Consider the following 19543-nt stretch of genomic DNA (forward strand, 5'->3'; position numbering starts at 1 on the left):
GAGGTGCATCCTCGTCGCGCGGTGCGTTCCCGCCGCGTGCGATTGCGGCGGGAACGAGGCGCGTCAGCCGCGCTGCGCGAGCGGCACGACGGGGCGCTGCTCGACGCCCGTGTACCAGGAGAGCGGGCGGATCAGCCGATTGTCGGCTGCCTGCTCCAGCACGTGCGCCGCCCAGCCGGTGATGCGGGAGCACACGAAGATCGGCGTGAAGAGCGGGATGTCGAAGCCCATCAGGTAGTAGGCGGGGCCCGCCGGGAAATCGAGGTTCGGGTGGATGTTCTTCCTCTCGAGCATCACCTTCGCCAGCACGGCGGAGGTGTTCATCCACCGCGTGTCGCCCACCACCTCGGCCATGATCTCGGCGTACTTCTTCATGGTCGGCACGCGGCTGTCGCCGGTCTTGTAGACCCGGTGGCCGAAGCCCATGACCAGCGCCTTGTGGTCGAACTTGTCCTGCATCCAGGCCTCGGCGGCTTCCGGAGACGGGATCTCCTTCAGCATGTGCATCACCGCCTCGTTGGCGCCGCCGTGCAGCGGGCCCTTGAGCGCGGCGATCGCCCCGGTGATCGCCCCGTGCAGGTCCGCCTGGGTCGAGCAGATGGTCCGGGCCGTGAAGGTCGAGGCGTTGAAGGTGTGCTCGGCGTACAGGATCATCGAGACGTCGAAGGCCCTCAGCACCTCCTTCTGCGGCACCTTCCCGAACACCATGTTGAAGAAGTTGGCGCCGAAGGAGAGCGAGGCGTCCGGTGCGATCGGCTCCAGCCCCTTCGAGAGCCGGTTCGAGGCCGCCACCGCGGTCGGGATCTTCGCCAGCAGGCGCATCGCCTTGCGACGCTGGGCGGCGTCGGAAATGTCGGCGGCCTCCGGATCCTCCATCCCCATGAAGGAGACGGCGGAGCGGATCGCGTCCATCGGGTGCGCGTCCTTCGGGAATTCGCGCAGGACGCGGAGCAGGGCGGGGGACAGGGCCCGGTTCGCCTTCTCCTCCGCCTGGAAGGCGGCGAGCTGCGCCTTGGACGGCAGCTCCCCGTTCCACAGCAGGAAGGCGGTCTCGTCGAAGGAGGCGTTCTCGCAGAGGTCCTGCACCGCATAGCCGCGGTAGGTCAGCGAGTTCGTCTCCGGCATGACCTTCGAGATGGAAGACTCGTCGGCATAGACGCCGACCAGGCCCTTCTTGATGTCAGGCGTTTCGCTCATTGGGTACTCCCGTTGGTCCTGTGTCCGTGCCTGCGCCGTCGCGGGTGGCGGCGACGCGGAAGCCATGGCGTTCGCAGAAGGCTCGGGCGCCAGTGTTGCGCGCGACGCAGAACAAGGAAAGCCGGGGGGGCGAGGGCGGGCGGGCCGGCCGCCGGCGCCCTCGGATGCTCAGAAGATGCCGGGCTTGCTCTCGCGCAGCCCGCCGGCCGGCAGCGCCACGTTCAGCGCGCCGAGTTCGCCCGCCTTCAGGCGCGGCAGGTCCTGCGCCGTCTCGATGAAGCGGTTGGCCTCGCGGGTGGAGAGGATGCCATCCGTCAGGGTGAGGAACTTCTCGATGTAGTGCGGCCGGGCGAAGGGGCGCGCGCCGTTCGGGTGGGCGTTCGCCACGCCGAGTTCATCCACCAGCCGGGTGCCGTCCCTGAACAGGATCTCGACGCGGCCGCCGAAGGCGAGTTCGTCGGGGTCGCGGGAGTGGTACTTGCGCGTCCACTCCGGGTCCTCCCGGGTCTCGACCTTGCGCCAGAGGCGGACGGTGTCGTCCCGGCCGGCGCGCCTCGGCGCGTAGGAATCCACGTGGTGCCAGCGCCCGTCCTGAAGGGCGACGGCGAAGATGTACATGATGGAATGGTCGAGCGTTTCGCGGGACGCCTTCGGGTCCATCTTCTGCGGGTCGTTCGCCCCGGTCCCGATCACGTGGTGGGTGTGGTGGGAGGTGTGGATGAGGATCTTCTCGATCGCCTCCAGGTCCGCGATCTGCTCCCGCATGCGGAAGGCGAGGTCGATCAGCGCCTGGGACTGGTATTCGGCCGAGTGCTCCTTCGTATAGGAGGCGAGGATGGCGCGCTTCGGCTCGCCCGGTTCGGGCAGCGGCACCTGGTAGTAGACGGGGCCATAGACGTCCTGGCGGTTCGACCGGCCCGAGAGCACCCAGGCGACGACGGAATCCTCGCCTTCGTAGATGGGGGAGGGCGCGCCCTCGCCGCGCATGCAGCGGTCCACCGCCTCGACGGCGAGCTTGCCGGCATGGGCGGGGGCATAGGCCTTCCAGGAGGAGATCTCCCCCTTGCGCGACTGGCGGAAGGTGATGGTCGTGTGCAGCGCCTGCTGGATGGCCTGGAAGACCACCTCCTGCTTCAGCCCGAGCAGCGCGCCGATGCCCGCCGCGGCCGAGGGCCCTAGATGGGCGATGTGGTCCACCTTGTGCTCGTGCAGGCAGATGGCGCGGGAGAGGTCGATCTGGATCTCGTAGCCGGTCGCGATGCCGCGGATCAGGTCGCGGCCGGATCTTTCCATCGCCTGGGCGACGGCGAGGATCGGCGGGATGTTGTCGGCCGGGTGGGAATATTCGGCGGCGAGGAAGGTGTCGTGCATGTCGAGCTCGCGCACGGCGGTCCCGTTCGCCCAGGCCGCCCATTCGGGGGAGACGGTGGTGCCGGGCCTCACGCCGAAGACCTGCGCGCCGCCGGCCCTCTTGGCATGGCCGAGCGCCATGCCGCGGGCGGAGACGACCGGGCGGCGGTTGATGGCGGCGATGGCGACGGCGGCGTTGTCGATGATCCGGTTGACGATCATCTCCTGCACGTCCTTGCCGATGGCCACCTTGTCGGTGGCGACGGCGGCGATCTTCCAGGCGAGCTGCTTCTCGCGCGGAAGCAAGGCCTTGGAGGGGTGGACCTTCACCGGGTGGAGCTTCACGAGCGGCGTTCTCCCTTCAGCGAGGTGGGGCGGGGCGGTTCGTGCCGCCGCTTCAGCCGTGTTCCGGCGCGCGGGCGACCAGCGTCGTCTCGAGCGACTGCACGATGGCGAGGTAGCGTTCGAACTGCGCGAGGACGTCGGCAATGATCTGGTCCTTGCTCAGGCCCATCACGTCGTACCCGTGGCTGCCGTCGCTGAAGAAGGTACGGGCCTCGTGGCGCAGCTCGGGTGACGTGGCCTCGAAGGCGAAGAAGGCCGGCAGCTTGTGGTCGGATCGCTGCACGCCATAGACGAAGTCGCGTACTCCCTCGGCGGGGGAGGTGAGGAGGACGGCGCCGGTTTCCTCGTTCCAGCCGACCGTCGCGGGGCGGCCGCGCCGCGTCAGCTCGGCCGCCACGACCTCGAGGGCCGGTTCGACCGAGGCGCGGAGGAAGGCGGCGATATCGGCTTCCGTCGGGACCTTCAGCGCCAGGGCCAGGCGCTGCCTCCAGGCCAGTTCCGCCGCCGGGAATGACCGCGACGGACCCGCGGCCCGCAGCGACGCCTGCTGGGCGAGGTCCGCCCGCATCCCCTTCGAGAGCGACCAGAGCAGCGCGAGCATCACCAGCGCAAAGGGCAGTGCCGCCGCGATGGTGGCCGCTTGCAGCGCCGCGAGGCCGCCGGTCAGCAGCAGGACGGCCGCCACCACCCCTTGCAGGGCGCACCAGAAGACGCGCTGGAGCGTGGTGGTATCCGTCCGGCCCCCGGCGGCGATGGCGTCCACCACCAGGGAGCCGGAATCGGCCGAGGTGACGAAGAAGACCGCGACCAGCACGACCGCGAGGGCGGAGGTGATCGCCGGGAAGGGCAGGTAGGCGAAGAACTCGAACAGCGCGACGGAGATGTCGGCCGCGACATCGGCGCTGAGCGCCCCGTTCGCGACCGTCAGGTCGAGGTGGATGGCGGTGTTCCCGAACACGGTCATCCAGAAGAAGGTGAAGCCGGCCGGGATGAAGAGCGCGGCGAGGACGAACTCCCGCACCGTCCTTCCGCGCGAGATGCGCGCGATGAACATGCCGACGAAGGGCGACCAGGAGATCCACCAGGCCCAGTAGAAGAGGGTCCAGGCATCGATCCAGGGCTTCGGCTCATAGGCATAGATGTTGAAGGTCCGCAGCAGCAGGGTGTCGAGATAGAGCCCGATGTTCTGCACGAAGTCGCGCATCAGCAGCCGGGTCGGACCGACCGCGAGCACGAAGAGCATCAGCGCGATGGCCAGCAGGAGGTTGAACTCGCCGAGGCGCCGCACGCCCTTGTCGAGCCCGGTGAGGACCGAGATGGTCGCCGCCCCCATGATGACCGCGATGAGCAGGATCTGGGTCGCCGTGCCGGCGGAGATGCCGAGGAGGAAGTTCAGCCCCGCCGTGATCTGGAGCACCCCGAAGCCGAGCGAGGTGGCGATGCCGAAGACCGTCCCGCAGATCGCGAAGATGTCCACCGCATGGCCGATCGGCCCGTCGATCCGCTCCTTGAGCAGCGGGTAGAAGCCGGAGCGTATGGTCAGCGGCAGGTTGTACCGGTAGCCGAAATAGGCGAGCGACAGGCCGACCACGCCATAGATCGCCCAGGCATGGATGCCCCAGTGGAAGAAGGTGATGGTCATCGCCTGGCGCTGCGCCGCGACGCTGCGCGGCATGGCTTCCGGAGGGGAGGCGAAATGGGTCACCGGCTCGGCCACCGCGAAATACATCAGGCCGATGCCCATGCCGGCGGCGAACAGCATCGCCATCCAGGACATGAAGGGAAAATCGGGTTCGGATTCGTCGGGGCCGAGCTTCAGGTCCCCCGTGCGCCCGAAGGCGAGAATGAGGACTCCGGCGAGGAAGATGCCGACGGCGAGGAGATAGAACCACCCGAACTGCGCCAGGATGCCGGCCTGCAGGGTGGTGAAGACGGCTGCCGCACGATCCGGGAGCAGGGCGCCGACCATGAGGAACAAGCCGATGACGATGATCGCCCCGAAGAAGACAGGCGGGTTGATGACGAAGCGTCGCACGGCGAGCCTCCTCTCGCGTCGCCGGCTGGGGGTGCCGGTCAAGGCCTGGACGGGGAGGGCCGAGGCAAGCGCGTCGGTCACTGCCACCCGGCACGGCCGATTCAACCCGCCGCTGTCGTTACGGAACCATGCGGGCGCGAACATTCCGGCGCAAGCGCATTCGATGAGGCGGCTACCGGCGCGCCGGGGAGGGCCGGTTTGAGCAAAGCGCGAACCGGATTAACGTCGCCCACCTTCGATGCCGGGAGTCCCTCCGCATGTCCGACGCCGCCCCCTTCGACCGCGTGATGCGCGGCGACATCGTGCTTTCCGACCGCGTGCTGCGCGATGGCTACGTCGCCATCCGCGGCGAGACGATCGCCGCGATCGGGGAGGGCGTCAGCCCGCCGGCGAAGCAGGTGGTGGACCATTCGGGCAAGTACGTGCTGCCCGGCCTGGTCGACGGGCACATGCACACCTCCTCCTCGCGCGGCTGGCCGGGGATCAAGGGTGCGTCGATGTCCGCGGCGGCGGGCGGCGTCACCACCTGCGTGGACATGCCCTATGACGTGCCGCGGCCGGTGACGGATGCCTCGATCCTCGCGGAGAAGATCGAGGTGGTGAACACCACATCACATGTCGACATGGCGCTCTACGGGACGATCACGAAGACCGGGGGCGTGGATGCCATCGCGGGCCTCGCAGAAGCGGGGGTCTGCTCCTTCAAGCTCTCTACATATGAGTATGACGCCGTCCGCTTCCCGCGCATCGACCACCCCACCATGGTCGCCGCCTTCCGGGAGATCGCGAAGACCGGCCTGATGGTCGCCGTCCACAACGAGGACCAGGAGATCGTCGTCCGGCTGACGGAGGAAGCGAAGGCCGCCGGGAACACGACGCCGATCTGGCATTGCCGCACCCGCCCGCCGCTCTGCGAGACCATGGCGGATCTCGAGATCTTCGAGATCGGCCTCGAGACGGGGGCGCATGTCCACATCGCGCATTCCTCGCTTGCCCGCGGCTTCGAGATCGCGGAGGTCTTCCGCCGCATGGGCGGCAAGGCGTCCGGCGAGGCCTGCATCCAGTACCTGTGCATGACCGAGGAGGACATCGTCCGCCTCGAAGGTTTCGGGAAGTGCAACCCCCCGTTCCGCACCCATGAGGAAGTGGCGCGGATGTGGGAAGCCTTCGCGGCCGGCAAGATCGCCTATGTCTCGACCGACCACGCGCCCTGGCCGAAGGACCGCAAGACCTACAGCGGGGATATTTTCAGCGTCGGCGCCGGGTTGACCGGCCTGCAGTCCTTCGCGCCGCTGATGTACACGCTGCTGTCCGAACGCTCCCTGCCGGTGACGCTGATGGCGAAGTACTGCGCCGAGCGGCCGGCAAAGTTCCACGGCCTGTTCCCCAGGAAGGGCGCCATCCGCATCGGCGCGGATGCGGATTTCGTGGTGCTGGAAACCGGCGAGTTCACCTTCGACGCGCAGGACATCCAGGACGAGGCGGACGCGAAGTGGTCCCCGTATGACGGGCGCCGCGTGGCCGCGCGCGTCGCGGCGACCTACCTGCGCGGGGCGTGCATCTGGGACGGCAGGCAGGTGCTGGCGAAGCCCGGCACCGGTCGCTTCGTGCCACGGCAACACAATGGGACCTATGTCGGGGAAGAATGAACGGCCGAAAGGCCACTGGATCAAGCGCCAGCCACGGCCATCCCGCGCCGGCAATGCGCCGCCGCCACGGCAGAAGCCGGGCCTGGGCGCTGCCGCGCTCGCGCTTGGCGCGGGGCTGCTGCTCGGGCTGCTCGGCGCCAGCATGGCGGCGCAGGCCGGCGCGTCGGAAGGCGTGCCGGGACTTCTCGCCGGGGGCGGCTTCTGCCTCGCCTCCGCTCTCGTCTGGCGTGCCTTCGGTGGCACGCTTCAGGATGTCAGGGACCTGTTCAAATGAGTCGCATCCTCCGCATCGCCGGCGCCCAGATGGGCGGGAACCAGAAGGCCGACAGCCGCAAGGCGATCCTCGACCGCATGATCGCGCTGCTCGAGGACGCGGCGGGGAAGGGCGCGAAGATGGTCGTCTTCCCAGAACTGCCCTTCACCACCTTCTTCCCGCGCTGGCTGTTCACCGATACGGCCGAACTCGACACCTATTTCGAGAAGGAACTGCCCGGGCCCAACACCCAGGCGCTGTTCGACCGGGCGAAGGAACTCGGCGTCGGCATGTACGTTGGCTACGCGGAACTCACGCCGCAGGGCCAGCGCTTCAACACCGCCGTGACGGTCGGGCCTGACGGCGCCATCCTCGGGAAGTACCGCAAGATCCACCTGCCGGGCACGGTGGAACCCCGCGCCGGTGACCGCTTCCAGCAACTCGAGAAGCGCTACTTCGAGTACGGCGACATGGGCTTCCCCGCCTTCCGCGGTCCGGAATCCTGGCAACGGCCGGTGCTCGGCATGCTCATCTGCAACGACCGCCGCTGGCCGGAAGGCTGGCGCTGCTACGGACTGCAGGGCGTGGAACTCATGCTCATCGGCTACAACTCCGCCGCCTATGACCCGATGGGCGGGACCACGGAAAGCGCCGACCTGCGTACCTTCCATTCGACGCTCGCGGTGCAGGCCAATGCCTACATGAACGCGACCTGGGCGGTGTCTGTCGCGAAGGCCGGCAACGAGGACGGCTCGGGCCTGATCGGCGGCTCCGTCATCGTGGACCCGAACGGCATCGTGGTGGCGCAGGCCGGGACGCTGGGCGACGAGGTGATCCTCGCCGACGCCGATTTCGACGCCTGCCGGCAGGGCAAGGAGAAGATGTTCAACTTCGCTGCCCATCGCCGCCCGCAATGGTACCGGCCCATCGTGGACCAGGTGGGCGCCGTTTCCCCGCCCTGAGCTGCCCCGCATGCCCGGCGCGCAGGGGAGGTTCCCCGGCGCCTCGCGCATGTGCGGCTTGCCCGGCCCCGGGCCGGCGCCCAAAATCCACCCAAGCGAGGGACGGAGGAGAACGGCGCCATGGATGGCATCCTGACGGGGACGCCGCTCGAAGCCGCGGCCAGGACCTGGCTCGGCGACTTCGAGGCGGCGCTGGCCTCCGGGGAGGCGGCGCGCATCGGCGTGCTCTTTGCCGCTGAGAGCCATTGGCGCGACATCCTCGCCTTCACTTGGAACCTGCGGACCGCTTCGGGCGCCGGGGAGATCGGCGACCTTCTGGCCGGCTGCCTGCCACGCATGCAGCCGCGCGCGGTGGCGCTCGCGGCGCAGCGCACGCCGCCGCGGCGCGTGACCCGCGCCGGGACCGAGGCCATCGAAGCCATCTTTACCTTCGAGACCGCGGTCGGCCCCTGCAACGGCGTGGTCCGCCTGGTGAACGAAGGTGGCGAGCACCGCGCCTGGACGCTGACGACCTCGCTGGACGAGATCCGCGGCCACGAGGACCCGGCCAACGGCAAGCGCTGGCAGGACGTGGACTGGAAGCGGAACTTCGGCGGCGAGAACTGGCTCGACCGGCGGAAGAAGGCCGCCGCCTATGCGGACCACGACCCGGCGGTGCTGGTGGTCGGCGCGGCGCAGGCGGGGCTGGCGGTGGCGGCGCGGCTGTCGCTTCTCGGGGTCGATACGCTGGTCGTGGACAAGGATGCGCGCGTCGGGGATTCCTGGCGCAAGCGCTACCACGCCCTGACGCTGCACAACGAGACGCGGGTCAATCACCTCCCGTACATGCCGTTCCCCAAGTCCTTCCCCGTCTTCATCCCGAAGGACATGCTGGCCAACTGGTTCGAGATCTACGCCGAGGCGATGGAACTCAACGTCTGGACCGGCACGGAACTGACCGCCGGCACCTGGGACGAGGCGGCCAGGTGCTGGGACGTGACGCTGAAGCGCGCCGATGGCTCGGTGCGGCGGATGCGCCCGCGGCACATCGTCATGGCCAATGGCGTCAGCAGCTTCCCGATCATGCCGGAACTGCCGGGCCTCAGGGACTTCAAGGGCGCGGTGCGCCATTCGGGGGATGTCGGCAGCGGGCTCGATTGGGCCGGCAAGCGAGCGCTGGTGCTCGGTACCGGCACCTCCGGGCATGACGTGGCGCAGGACCTGACGGTCTCCGGCGCCGCCGAGGTGACGATGATCCAGCGCAGCCCGACGCTGGTGGTCAGCCTCAAGGAGGCGCAGGCGCCCTACGCGCTCTACGACGAGGATATCTCCTTCGAGGACAAGGACCTCCTCGCCACCTCCTTCCCCTTCCCCGTCTACAAGCGGGCGCACCAGCGCATGACGCAGATGAATGCGCATGCGGACAAGGCACTGCTGGAGGGCTTGAAGGACCGCGGCTTCCGCCTGACCTCCGGGCCGGAGGGGACGGGCTGGCAGCACCTCTACCAGAACCGCGGCGGCGGCTATTACTTCGATGCCGGCTGCTCGCAGATGATCATCGACGGCCGCGTCGGGCTGATCCAGTACGCCGATCTCGACCGCTTCGCCCCCGGGGGCGCGGTCATGAAGGATGGCAGCGTGAAGCCCGCCGACCTGATCGTGCTCGCGACGGGCTACGAGGGGCAGGCCGCCGCTGCCCGCCGGATCTTCGGCGATGCGGTGGGCGATCGCGTCGGCAAGGTCTGGGGCTTCGACGAGGAAGGCGAGTTGCACGGCATGTGGCGCCCGACCGGCCAGCCCGGCCTGTGGTTCCTTGCCGGCGGGTTGGCGCAATGCCGGATCTTCTCGAAGGTGCTGGCGCTGCAGATCAAGGCGCGCGAACTGGGCCTGACCGCGTGATCGACGTGGTGCGCGACGAGGAGACAGGCCATTTCCGCGTGGTGACCTTCCGCGGGGAGACCATCGGCATCACCACCACCGAGGTGGCGGCCAACGACCTCGCGGAATTCCTGCTGGAAGCCTGGGAGGAGGCGACCGCCGCCGCCGCCGCCCGCGCACGGCTGAAGCACGGGACGGCGATCATCGAGCCGCGTTGACCGATCCGCGCCCGCGGCACCCACTGCCCGCGCCGCGGGCAATTCCGGCCCTGCGCAGCAAATTCGGCTGCCAGGGCGCCTCGACCGCGCAGGCGCGCCTGGCTAGAGCAGGACGCGACCGGGCGCCCCGCCGCGCCCTTCGCGCGCCGCCAGCCAGGAGCCGCCCATGACCCGCAGCCTCGTCCTCGCCGCCGCCCAATTGGGGCCCATCCAGAAGGCGGAGGGGCGCGACGTCGCCGTCGGCCGCATGGTCCGGCTGATGGAAAAGGCCCACCAGCGTGGCGCCGAGGTCGTGGTCTTCCCCGAACTCGCGCTCACGACGTTCTTCCCGCGCTGGTACGAGGAGGACATCTCCGTCGCCGACCACTGGTACGAGTCCGCGCTGCCCTCCAACGAAACCGCGCCGCTCTTCGAGGCGGCGCGCAAGTACGGCATCGCCTTCCACCTCGGCTACGCGGAGAAGACGCCGGACGGGCACCGCTACAACACCGCGGCCTTCGTCAGCCCGAACGGCGAGATCATGCTGAAGTACCGCAAGATCCACCTGCCTGGTCACAAGGACTACGACCCGATCCGCAAGGTGCAGCACCTCGAGAAGCGGTATTTCGAGGTCGGCGACCTCGGCTTCCCGGTGGTGCGTGCCCCGGTCGCGGGACAGGACGTCAACGTCGGCATGATGATCTGCAACGACCGCCGCTGGCCGGAAGCCTGGCGCGTGATGGGGCTGCAGCAGGTCGAGCTGGTCATGCTCGGCTACAACACGCCGTCCCTGAACATGGACAACCGCGGCTTCGAGGCGCACCACCTGCGCGTCTTCCATTCCCACCTGACCATCCAGGCCGGCTGCTACCAGAACGCCTGCTTCGCGGTGGCGACGGCCAAGGCGGGGACCGAGGACGGGCATGAGCTCTTCGGCCATTCCATCATCGTGAACCCGCAGGGGGAGATCATGGCCCAGGCCACCTCCTGGGGCGATGAGCTCATCGTCGCCGAGGCCGATCTCGGGATGTGCGAACTCGGCCGCACCACGATCTTCAACTTCGCGAAGCACCGGCGGCCCGAAGCCTATGGCCGCATCACCGGGCAGGTCGGCAGCGAGCCGCCGGCGGTCTGGGCGCCGGGGCGCTAGTGTCCTGGTTCTGAAGTCCTGCGGACTTCGTTCTCAGGCCACTAGCCTTTGTTTTCAATGGCCTGCTTGTTCGCTTCGTTCGCTGGAAATCCAGCGAACTTCGCGGGCAGGACACTGGAGCCGTTCCCGATCAGGTGGAATCACCTGATCGGGTGAAGATGCTCGCAAAAACAAAGACCTGGAGCGGTGTTCGTGAGCCGAGGCGAACGGAAGCCGCTCCAGTCTGCTGCCCGCTCCCTTCGCTGGCGATCCGGCGAAGGGAGCGGATCGGAAGCCCGCCGACAACCATGGCCGGTGGCCTGAAAACCAGGTCCGCAGGACTTCGGAACCAGGGCATTGGCGGGCCGCCGCCATGCAAATCCAGGTTGCGGCCGGAAGCGGGTCTCTATCTTCGGTTTCAATCCTCCGTGATCATTATCGTGCGGTTGTGAAACGAATTGCTGCCTGAGAAGGCCGGGATGTAGGGTTTCGCGTCATTCCCGCCGGCAGCGACCTGGTGGAGGCCCTGCCGCGCAAGGATGCGGAAGGGAGGCCGCCATGGCCCAGAAGCACGAGACGCGACGCTCGGTCATCATCACCTTCAAGCCCAAGGACAAGCGCCCGGACAAGGCCAAGGACAAGGTGGAGATCGTGAAGAGCGTCCTGCCGGACGGCATGCAGACGCAATTCTTCGACGCGACGACGCTCCCCTCCGGCTCATCGGTGCCGGCTCTGCCCGAGGACCTCGTCGCCTATGACGTGAACCAGTACGAGGCGCCGATCGTCACCGCGCGGCTCACCCAGGGCGAGATCGACCAGCTTTCCAAGAACGGCAACGTGGCGCAGGTGGAGGATGACCTCCCTTGCTACGCGATCGGCGCGGACCAGTACTCCCACCTGCTGTTCGAGAACCAGCCGAGCGTGCTGGCCGAGACCGTGCCGGCCGGCGTGTCCCAGATCCGCGCGCGGGAGGCATGGCCCTCCTCCCAGGGGGAGGGCGTGCGCGTCGCGGTGCTCGATACCGGCATCGACTTCAAGCATCCCGACCTGGCCGCCAATTACCGCGGCGGGGTGAGCTTCGTGCCGGGGGCGGCGACGCCCATGGACGACCACGGGCACGGGACCCACTGCGCGGGAACGATCGCGGCGCCGATCAACGGGCTCGGCGTGGTGGGGGTGGCGCCGAGCGCCTACCTCTACGCGGTGAAGGTCCTGGACAGCGGGGGCAGCGGCGCCTTCAGCCAGATCATCTCAGGCATCGACTGGGCGATCCAGAACCGCATGCACATCATCAGCATGAGCCTCGGCGCATCGGCGGCCCCGTCGGCGCTCCAGACCATGTGCAATACCGCCTGGGCCAAGGGGCTTCTGCTGGTGGCCGCGGCAGGGAATTCCGGCCCGCCGGTGTCGCCGGCGACATCGAGCGTCGGCTACCCCGGCAAGTACCGGCCGGTGATCGCCGTCTCGGCGATCGATTCCGGCAATGCCATCGCGTCCTTCTCCAGCCGCGGCCCGGAGGTCGATCTCTGCGCCCCTGGCGTGAGCGTGCTGTCGACGACGAAGGGCGGCGGCTATGGGTTCATGAGCGGGACCAGCATGGCCTGCCCCCATGTCGCCGGGGCCGCGGCGGCGATCTGGGGCGCGCATCGCTTCGCGACCAATGAGCAGATCTGGAACCTGCTCGCCGCCTGCGTGGACAATCTCGGCCCGCCCGGCTGGGATCCGAATTTCGGCTACGGCCGGGTGAATGTGGACCGCGCCGCGATGGCCTTCGCGCCTGCGCCGGTCATCGCCAAGAAGGGCATCTGACCAGCCGCCGCGAAGGGCCCGCGCGACCTTGGCGCGGGCCCGTTGCGGCGGAGGGGCCTGTCCGGGCGCGGCCGCGCCGCGCGGGTGATCAGGGCCGCGGCAGGATGCGGGCCTGCGGGTCGGCTTCGATGGCCGTCACCTCGGCTGCGGCGGCGAGGGTTTCGATCTGCGCCGGCGTTACGGTGGCGGCGGCGGAGGGGATGGCCTCGTAGACCGCGGTCGGCACGATGCCGAGGCGTTGCAGGATCTGCCGCCGCACGCCGCTGTCCGCCGCGGTGTCGCGGAAGGTGATGATGACGCCGATGCCGCGCGCGGCATCGGTGTTCGAGCGCAGGGCTTCGGCCAGGGCGGGTTCGATCTTCATCGCAGCGTCGCGGCGCCTTTCCGTCTGGGCCAGTGCGCTCACGTCCGGCAACGCCAGGATCGCCAGCGCGACCATCGCCCGGATTCGCCGCCGGGCCGGCACGCCGGGGCCGGATTGCATGGCGCGCATCCTACCTGGGGGATTCCTAGGCCCGCTGCGCACCGCGGGTCCAGCGGCTTCACCCCAACGTGTTCCCGCGCCGGGGGCGCGGTCCCGTCGATGCCGGCAGCCTGCCGAGGCTCGCCTCCGGCACGCGGGTCAGGTTGCGCGCCGTATCCTCGTTGTCCTGCACGCGGCCATCCCACCGGCCCCGCATCCGGATGCGCCCGGCAATGATGCCGGGCGTATCATTCCGCCGCGAGGCGGACCCTCTCCCCGCGTGCCGAGACCACCGCGAGGATCGCCTGCGTCACCGCCGCCTGGCAGGGCTCGATCACCGGCACGCCGCAGGAATCCTCGGCGAAGTTGCGGTGTCCGGCCATGCCGGCGCAGCCGAGGATCACGCTCTCCGCCCCCATGGCGACCAGTTCCTTCGCCGCCTCGGCCAGCCGGGCGCGGGGGGCGAGGGGGTCGGTCAGCACCTCCATGTCGAGGTTCAGCGGAATGGTGCCGGCGAGGCGGCTTTCCACCCCCATGGCCTGAAGGGCGCGGCGCTGGCGGGGCTTCGATTTGTCGGTGAAGGCGATGATGCCGAAACGTTCCCCACGCATCATCGCCGCGGCGACGGCGCAGCGCAGCGGGCCGAAGACCGGCCTGTCGGTGACGGTGCGCACCGCCTCCAGCCCCGGATCGGAGACGCAGGCGAGGATGTAGGCATCGGCCGTCTCGCGCTCGACCATGCGGCAGAGCGGTTCGGCGATGCCGTACCAGTCGCGCCAGGTGACGATGGCGGGCGGGCCTTCCTCGATCCTCACCACGTCCAGGCGCGGCAGCCCGGGCGCGGCATAGGGCGCCACGGCGGCGGCGATGCCGTCCGTGCAGGACCGGCTGGAGTTCGGGTTGATGAGCAGGATGCGTTCGGCCATGACGCAGTCTCGCGCCTGCCCCGCCGGGGGTTCAAGCCCATCCTGCCCGAAACGCTTGAACCGGGCGTGGCATGATGGCTATGTTGCAATGCACAATAAGGGCGCCCCGGAGCGCCCGGCAAAGGAACGCCGATGCCCTGGACCTCGGAGCGGGTCGTCCCCGCCACTTCTGAGCCTCGCACACCCGCGATGGTGGCGATGGCGCGTGGCGCCCGCGCGACCTGCCCGTGCTGCGGGCAGGGGCGGCTGTTCCGCGGCTACCTTCGCGTCGTCGATGCCTGCGAGGCCTGCGGCACGCCGCTCGGCCATATCCGGGCGGATGACGCGCCGCCCTACTTCACCATCTTCATCGCCGGCCACCTTCTGCTGCCTGCGGTCTTCTGGATCGAGAAGGCCTGGCAGCCGGCCATGTGGATCCACATGGCGGTGTGGCTGCCGCTCTTCGCCATCGTCTGCACGCTGCTGCTGCGGCCGGTGAAGGGGGCGACGCTCGCCTGGATGATGCGGCTGGGCCTGACGGGCAACGACCAGGGGCCGGCGATCATCGCCGCCGCCACGCCGCCGCCGCGAAGGACGCCGAGTGATGCCTGACCAGCGCCTCGTCCGCGTCGAACTGCCTGAGGAACCGCCGGCGCCCTCCGCCTATGCGGAGGCGGACCGGCGCCAGGCCATTGCCGACCTGCTGACCGGCAACCGCTTCGACCCGCCGAACCTGCCGAAGGGGCCCTATGCGCTCGCGGTCTCGGTGCGGGAGGGGCGTCTGGTCCTCGACATCCGCGACGTGGACAACCGGCCGCTGCACGTGCTGGCGCTGGCGCTCGGGCCGTTCCGCCGGCTGATCAAGGACTACCACATGGTGGTCGAGGCGCATGAACGCGCGGTCGCCGAATGCGGCCCGGAAAGCCGGGTGCAGGCGATCGACATGGGCCGCCGCGGCCTGCACAACGAAGGCGCGGAACTGCTCCAGGTGCGGCTCAAGGGCCGCGTGGAGGTCGATTTCGAGACGGCGCGGCGGCTGTTCACCCTGGTCTGCGCGCTGCACCAGCGCATCTGAGGGGCCTTCCCGCATGAAGATCGACGGCATCTGGCACCGCAGCGTGCGGGTGGACGAGGGCGACGGTTGGTCGGTGCGCATCCTCGACCAGACGAAACTGCCCTGGCAGGTCGAATGGCTGCGGCTGACCAATGAGGACGGCGTCGCGCACGCGATCCGTTCCATGCAGACGCGCGGTGCGCCGCTGATCGGCGCCACTGCGGCCTATGGCGTGGCGCTGGCGATGCGGCGGGACCCGACGGCGCTCGAACCCGTCTGCGCCATGCTGGCGGAAACCCGCCCGACCGCGATCAACCTGCGCTGGGCGATCGACCGGATGCTCACCGCCCTGCGCAACCTGCCACCGCAGGACCGCGCGGTGGCCGCCTATGCCGAGGCTGCCGCCATCGCCGACGACGACGCCGCCACCTGCGCGGCGATCGGCCGCAACGGCCTGCCGTTGCTGCAGGAGATCGCGGCGCGCAAGCCCGGAAGCCGCGTGAACGTGCTGACGCACTGCAACGCCGGCTGGCTCGCGACCGTGGACTGGGGCACCGCGCTGGCGCCGATCTACATGGCGCATGACGCGGGCATCCCGGTGCATGTCTGGGTGGACGAAACCCGCCCGCGCAACCAGGGCGCGGCGCTGACCGCCTTCGAACTGGGCGCCCATGGCGTGCCGCACACGGTGGTGGCGGACAATGCCGGCGGGCACCTGATGCAGCACGGCGAGGTGGACATCGTCATCGTCGGCACCGACCGGGTGACGCGCACCGGCGACGTGGCGAACAAGATCGGCACCTATCTCAAGGCGCTGGCGGCGAAGGACAACGGCGTGCCCTTCTGGGTCGCGCTGCCGCATTCGACGCTCGACATGCGCGTCGCCGACGGGGTGAGCGAGATCCCGATCGAGGAACGCAGCCAGGCCGAGGTGACCGACCTGACCGGCCGCACCGCCGATGGCCGCATCGAGACCATTCGCGTCGCCGCCGCCGGCAGCCCCGCCGCCAACCCGGCCTTCGACGTGACGCCGGCGCGGCTGGTGACCGGGCTGATCACGGAGCGCGGGCGCGTCGCCGCCGAGGCTGCGGCGCTGGCAGCGATGTACCCCGAAAAGCTCGCCTGACCTCCGGCGGGCGACTGCGGCTCCGTTTCCGGCGTCTCGGCGCCGACGGGATGCGTGCAGCACCTCCCCGGCCCATGTCCGGATGCGCCGCCCCGCGCAAGCCGTGAACGATGCGTGACGTCGTCACGGGGCCGGGCGCCTCACGCGGCCGGCCGGATGTTCTGGTTCACATGGAAGACATTCGCGGGGTCGTACTTCGCCTTGACCTGCTGTAGCCGGCGGTAATTCGGCCCATAGGCGGCGGCGGTGGCGTCGCTGCCCTCGTCTTCGCCGATGTAGTTCACGTAGCGGCCGGCGCCCATGAAGGGCCGCAACGCATCGTAGGACTGGCGTGCCCAGGCGATGCAGTCTTCCGTCGCGCCCGGATCCAGCCATTCGGACAGGACGAGCATGTTGTAGCCGGCCGTGCGATGCGGGAAGGCGGTGTCGGTGACGCCGACGCGCGTCACGGCGCCGTGGAAGTGCTCCAGCAGCATCTGGCCCATCGGCGTCGGGCAGCGGGCGAAGCAGTCGATCATGGTCCTGATCGCCTCATCCGTGAGGCTCGCGAGGAAACTCGACTTCCAGTAGTTCAGGGCGCCGCGCGGAAAGGCGCCGTCCAGCATCGCGTTCATCTCCGAATACGGCATCGGCCCTACCGCATCGAGCGCCGGTGCGCCGAACCGCTTGATCGGCTGCACTGCCGCCTCGCCCTCAGCGAGTGTTCCGCAATGGCACATCACCATCGCCGCCAGCTTCTCGCCTGACCCGTCGGGCGCGTGGACAAGCCCGCCGAAGACGGAGATTTCATCCGGGAGCGAGGCCGTGACATCCCGGAAATGGCGCAGCACGTCCCATGCCGCGCTGAACGGGAAGGCGATGAGGCCGCCGGTCACCATGGGTCCGATCGGGTGGAGCCGATACTCGAAGGACGTCACCACGCCGAAATTGCCGCCGCCGCCGCGCAAGGCCCAGAAGAGATCGGCGTTCTCGCCCGCGCTCGCCGTGACGACCCGGCCGTCGGCGAGTACGACCTCCGCCGAGAGAAGGTTGTCGAGCGCCAGCGCGTGCTTGCCCATCAGCCAGCCGAGCCCGCCGCCGAGCGTCAGCCCCGCGATGCCCGTCGAGGAGACGACGCCGCCCGTCGTCGCGAGCCCATGCAACTGGGTTTCGCGGTTGAACCCGTTCCAGGTCATGCCCCCTTGGGCGCGCGCCGCGCGCGCCTTCGGATCGACATGCATGCCCTTCATGGACGACAGGTCGATCATCAGCCCGCCATCCACGGTCGCGCGTCCCGCGACATTGTGGCCGCCGCCGCGGATGGCGACTTCGAGCGCCTGCTCCCCCGCCAGCCTGACGGCATCGACGACATCGGCCACGCCGCGGCAACGGGCGATCACAGCAGGCTTCTTGTCGATCAGGCCGTTGTGCACGCGCCTGGCCTCGTCGTAGCCGGCATCGCCTGCGCGCAGGAGCGTCCCGCCAAAGGATTTCGCGAGGCGCGCGATGCTGTCGTCCAGGATTGGTGCTGCGCTCATGTCCGGCTCCCATGCATCTGCATTGCTTGCGGAATTCGGAGGCCGCGCCGCGCTGGCCCGGTCGGCGTCGCGAGTTGCTGCCATTCGGTCAGCGCGCGCTCCATCGCGGCCTGGTCGCCTGCGGGCATTCTTGCACAAGCGGAAGGTTCTCGCCATCGGGCGGGTCCGCGGCACGGCTTTGCGGAGCGGGCGCGCGCGGCCCGGCCCGTTTGACCGCTGACGCATGCGCGGCGAGGATCGCCGCATGGAAATGCTTGACGACCTGGCCGCAACGCTCGGCGCGCGGAACTGCCTGACCTCGGCCGACGATGTCGCCCCCTATGCCATCGACTGGCGCGGCGCCTGGCGCGGCACGCCGCGCGCCGTGCTGAAGCCCGCCAGCACCGAGGAAGTCGCCGCCGCCGTCCGCGCCTGCGCCGCCGAGGGCCTCGCGATCGTGCCGGCCGGCGGGCGCACCAGCCTCTGCGGCGGTGCGGTGGTGCAGGAGAACGGGCCGCCCGCGGTGGTCATGAGCCTCGAACGCATGAACCGGATCCGCGATGTGGACGCGCGGGACTTCTCCCTGGTGGCCGAGGCCGGCTGCATCATCCAGAACGTGCAGCAGGCGGCGGCCGCGGTGGACCGGCTGTTCCCGCTCTCCTGGGGCGCGCAGGGCTCGGCCATGGTGGGTGGCGCGCTCTCCACCAATGCCGGGGGCATCCGCACGCTGCGCTGGGGCAATGCGCGCGACCTCGTGCTGGGGCTGGAGGTCGTGCTGCCGGACGGGCGCGTGCTGAACGACCTGCGGCGCGTGCGGAAGGACAATTCCGGCTATGCGCTGCGCCACCTGTTCCTGGGCGGGGAGGGGACGCTCGGCATCATCACCGCCGCGGCGCTGCGGCTGGTGCCGGCGCTCAAGCGGGTGGAGACGGCCTTCGTCGCGGTGCCCTCGCCGGAGGCGGCGCTGAACCTGCTCTCCCGCGTCATGGGCAGCGGGGCGGAGGTCATCGCCTTCGAGCTCATCATCCGGCGCTGCATGGAAACGGTGGAGCGCCACGGCACGCCGAACGGCATCCGCATCCCGCTGCCGCTGGAAAGCCCCTGGTACGTGATGGTGGAACTCGCCGCCGCGCATACCGCCGTGCCGCTGCGGGAGATGCTGGAGGACACCCTCGCCACCGCGATGGAGGCCGGCGAGGCGACCGATGCCGCCTTCGCCGAGACCGAATCCCAGCGCGCCAACTTCTGGCGCATCCGGGAAGACTACCCGGACCTCGCCCGCCGCGAGGGACCGGCGATCAGCACCGACACCTCCGTGCCCGTCTCGGCGGTGCCGGAATTCCTGGCGCGCGTCGCTCCGGCACTGGCGCGGCGCTGGCCGGAGGGGCAGTTGCTTGCGCTCGGCCATGCGGGGGACGGCAACATCCATGTCAGCCTGCTGGCGCCGCCGGGGATGGAACGCGGGGACTGGAACGCGCGGGCGCGAGGGGCGGAGGAAGTGGTGAACGCCATCGCGGTGGAACTCGGCGGGTCCTTCTCGGCCGAACACGGCATCGGCCAGTCCAAGCGGCACGCCATGGCGACGCACAAGGATCCGGTGGCGCTGGACGTGATGCGTGCGGTGAAGAACGCGATCGACCCGCGCGGGATGATGAACCCGGGCAAGATGCTGCCGTAAGGCGCGACCGGGGAGGGCGCCGCCTCCCCGGCGTGCTC

General features: G+C 69.6%; 17 protein-coding genes. 11 read left to right on the forward strand and 6 right to left on the reverse strand.

Annotation, left to right across the window (positions count from 1 at the left end):
• Window positions 1–63: 63 nt before the first annotated feature.
• The 3 genes from GXW76_RS05685 to GXW76_RS05695 all read right to left on the reverse strand — a co-directional run bounded on the left by GXW76_RS05685 (window position 64) and on the right by GXW76_RS05695 (window position 4927).
• Window positions 64–1197: a bifunctional 2-methylcitrate synthase/citrate synthase gene (locus tag GXW76_RS05685; RefSeq protein ID WP_211861018.1), complete on the reverse strand. Its 1134-nt coding sequence runs from the start codon at window positions 1195–1197 to the stop codon at window positions 64–66.
• A gap of 168 nt (window positions 1198–1365) precedes the next feature.
• Window positions 1366–2892, reverse strand: coding sequence for an MmgE/PrpD family protein (locus GXW76_RS05690; RefSeq protein WP_211861019.1), 1527 nt, complete (start codon window positions 2890–2892; stop codon window positions 1366–1368).
• 52 nt (window positions 2893–2944) lie between these two features.
• The gene (locus GXW76_RS05695; protein WP_338150895.1) at window positions 2945–4927 is read right to left on the reverse strand and encodes a BCCT family transporter; all 1983 of its coding nucleotides are present in this window, start codon (window positions 4925–4927) and stop codon (window positions 2945–2947) included.
• 257 nt (window positions 4928–5184) lie between these two features.
• Between GXW76_RS05695 and GXW76_RS05700 the strand changes: the two genes are divergently transcribed.
• The 7 genes from GXW76_RS05700 to GXW76_RS05730 all read left to right on the forward strand — a co-directional run bounded on the left by GXW76_RS05700 (window position 5185) and on the right by GXW76_RS05730 (window position 12783).
• A complete protein-coding gene (locus GXW76_RS05700) occupies window positions 5185–6576 on the forward strand; it encodes a dihydroorotase (RefSeq protein ID WP_211861021.1) in 1392 nt (463 codons plus the stop codon).
• Window positions 6560–6850 carry a hypothetical protein gene (locus GXW76_RS05705; protein WP_211861022.1) on the forward strand — a complete coding sequence of 97 codons (291 nt, stop codon included), beginning with the start codon at window positions 6560–6562 and terminating at the stop codon, window positions 6848–6850. The genes GXW76_RS05700 and GXW76_RS05705 overlap by 17 nt, the downstream gene beginning before the upstream one ends.
• On the forward strand, window positions 6847–7791 hold the full coding sequence (locus GXW76_RS05710; protein WP_211861023.1) for an N-carbamoyl-D-amino-acid hydrolase: 945 nt from the start codon (window positions 6847–6849) through the stop codon (window positions 7789–7791). The genes GXW76_RS05705 and GXW76_RS05710 overlap by 4 nt, the downstream gene beginning before the upstream one ends.
• Before the next feature lie 120 nt (window positions 7792–7911).
• Window positions 7912–9669, forward strand: a complete 1758-nt coding sequence (locus GXW76_RS05715; RefSeq protein WP_211861024.1) for an FAD-dependent oxidoreductase — start codon at window positions 7912–7914, stop codon at window positions 9667–9669.
• The gene (locus GXW76_RS05720; protein WP_211861025.1) at window positions 9666–9866 is read left to right on the forward strand and encodes a hypothetical protein; all 201 of its coding nucleotides are present in this window, start codon (window positions 9666–9668) and stop codon (window positions 9864–9866) included. Before GXW76_RS05715 ends, GXW76_RS05720 begins: the two co-directional genes overlap by 4 nt.
• A gap of 166 nt (window positions 9867–10032) precedes the next feature.
• Window positions 10033–10995, forward strand: coding sequence for an N-carbamoyl-D-amino-acid hydrolase (locus GXW76_RS05725; RefSeq protein WP_211861026.1), 963 nt, complete (start codon window positions 10033–10035; stop codon window positions 10993–10995).
• Between the two features lie 537 nt (window positions 10996–11532).
• Window positions 11533–12783: a S8 family peptidase gene (locus GXW76_RS05730; RefSeq protein ID WP_211861027.1), complete on the forward strand. Its 1251-nt coding sequence runs from the start codon at window positions 11533–11535 to the stop codon at window positions 12781–12783.
• A gap of 88 nt (window positions 12784–12871) precedes the next feature.
• Here GXW76_RS05730 and GXW76_RS05735 read toward each other — a convergent pair whose 3' ends face one another.
• Entirely contained in the window at window positions 12872–13267 is a 396-nt protein-coding gene (locus GXW76_RS05735) for a hypothetical protein (RefSeq protein ID WP_211861028.1), read from the reverse strand.
• A 227-nt stretch (window positions 13268–13494) separates the two neighbouring features.
• Window positions 13495–14172, reverse strand: a complete 678-nt coding sequence (locus tag GXW76_RS05740) for an aspartate/glutamate racemase family protein (RefSeq protein ID WP_211861029.1) — start codon at window positions 14170–14172, stop codon at window positions 13495–13497.
• 198 nt (window positions 14173–14370) lie between these two features.
• Between GXW76_RS05740 and GXW76_RS05745 the strand changes: the two genes are divergently transcribed.
• From GXW76_RS05745 to mtnA, 3 genes are read left to right on the forward strand one after another with little or no spacing between them, the layout of a single operon-like run.
• The gene (locus tag GXW76_RS05745) at window positions 14371–14763 is read left to right on the forward strand and encodes a DUF983 domain-containing protein (RefSeq protein ID WP_246513948.1); all 393 of its coding nucleotides are present in this window, start codon (window positions 14371–14373) and stop codon (window positions 14761–14763) included.
• Entirely contained in the window at window positions 14756–15226 is a 471-nt protein-coding gene (locus GXW76_RS05750) for a UPF0262 family protein (RefSeq protein WP_211861031.1), read from the forward strand. Before GXW76_RS05745 ends, GXW76_RS05750 begins: the two co-directional genes overlap by 8 nt.
• 13 nt (window positions 15227–15239) lie before the next feature.
• Window positions 15240–16331 carry an S-methyl-5-thioribose-1-phosphate isomerase gene (gene mtnA, locus GXW76_RS05755; RefSeq protein WP_211861032.1) on the forward strand — a complete coding sequence of 364 codons (1092 nt, stop codon included), beginning with the start codon at window positions 15240–15242 and terminating at the stop codon, window positions 16329–16331.
• Window positions 16332–16471: 140 nt separating this feature from the next.
• On the opposite strand, the gene GXW76_RS05760 is transcribed toward mtnA, so the two are convergent.
• Window positions 16472–17848 carry an FAD-binding oxidoreductase gene (locus GXW76_RS05760; protein ID WP_211861033.1) on the reverse strand — a complete coding sequence of 459 codons (1377 nt, stop codon included), beginning with the start codon at window positions 17846–17848 and terminating at the stop codon, window positions 16472–16474.
• A 244-nt stretch (window positions 17849–18092) separates the two neighbouring features.
• Between GXW76_RS05760 and GXW76_RS05765 the strand changes: the two genes are divergently transcribed.
• Window positions 18093–19505 carry an FAD-binding oxidoreductase gene (locus tag GXW76_RS05765; protein ID WP_211861034.1) on the forward strand — a complete coding sequence of 471 codons (1413 nt, stop codon included), beginning with the start codon at window positions 18093–18095 and terminating at the stop codon, window positions 19503–19505.
• Window positions 19506–19543: the final 38 nt, after the last annotated feature.

It is taken from the genome of Neoroseomonas soli (assembly GCF_018129065.1).
Lineage (GTDB): Bacteria > Pseudomonadota > Alphaproteobacteria > Acetobacterales > Acetobacteraceae > Neoroseomonas > Neoroseomonas soli.

What these genes read in the sequence shown, in the direction of transcription:
- GXW76_RS05735 (WP_211861028.1), bottom strand. Translation starts at nt 13,267, where the DNA reads ATGCAATCCGGCCCCGGCGTGCCGGCCCGGCGGCGAATCCGGGCGATG.
- GXW76_RS05750 (WP_211861031.1), top strand. Translation starts at nt 14,756, where the DNA reads ATGCCTGACCAGCGCCTCGTCCGCGTCGAACTGCCTGAGGAACCGCCG.
- GXW76_RS05715 (WP_211861024.1), top strand. Translation starts at nt 7,912, where the DNA reads ATGGATGGCATCCTGACGGGGACGCCGCTCGAAGCCGCGGCCAGGACC.
- GXW76_RS05745 (WP_246513948.1), top strand. Translation starts at nt 14,371, where the DNA reads ATGGCGCGTGGCGCCCGCGCGACCTGCCCGTGCTGCGGGCAGGGGCGG.
- GXW76_RS05710 (WP_211861023.1), top strand. Translation starts at nt 6,847, where the DNA reads ATGAGTCGCATCCTCCGCATCGCCGGCGCCCAGATGGGCGGGAACCAG.
- GXW76_RS05685 (WP_211861018.1), bottom strand. Translation starts at nt 1,197, where the DNA reads ATGAGCGAAACGCCTGACATCAAGAAGGGCCTGGTCGGCGTCTATGCC.
- GXW76_RS05740 (WP_211861029.1), bottom strand. Translation starts at nt 14,172, where the DNA reads ATGGCCGAACGCATCCTGCTCATCAACCCGAACTCCAGCCGGTCCTGC.
- GXW76_RS05725 (WP_211861026.1), top strand. Translation starts at nt 10,033, where the DNA reads ATGACCCGCAGCCTCGTCCTCGCCGCCGCCCAATTGGGGCCCATCCAG.
- GXW76_RS05730 (WP_211861027.1), top strand. Translation starts at nt 11,533, where the DNA reads ATGGCCCAGAAGCACGAGACGCGACGCTCGGTCATCATCACCTTCAAG.
- mtnA (WP_211861032.1), top strand. Translation starts at nt 15,240, where the DNA reads ATGAAGATCGACGGCATCTGGCACCGCAGCGTGCGGGTGGACGAGGGC.
- GXW76_RS05705 (WP_211861022.1), top strand. Translation starts at nt 6,560, where the DNA reads ATGTCGGGGAAGAATGAACGGCCGAAAGGCCACTGGATCAAGCGCCAG.
- GXW76_RS05760 (WP_211861033.1), bottom strand. Translation starts at nt 17,848, where the DNA reads ATGAGCGCAGCACCAATCCTGGACGACAGCATCGCGCGCCTCGCGAAA.
- GXW76_RS05765 (WP_211861034.1), top strand. Translation starts at nt 18,093, where the DNA reads ATGGAAATGCTTGACGACCTGGCCGCAACGCTCGGCGCGCGGAACTGC.
- GXW76_RS05700 (WP_211861021.1), top strand. Translation starts at nt 5,185, where the DNA reads ATGTCCGACGCCGCCCCCTTCGACCGCGTGATGCGCGGCGACATCGTG.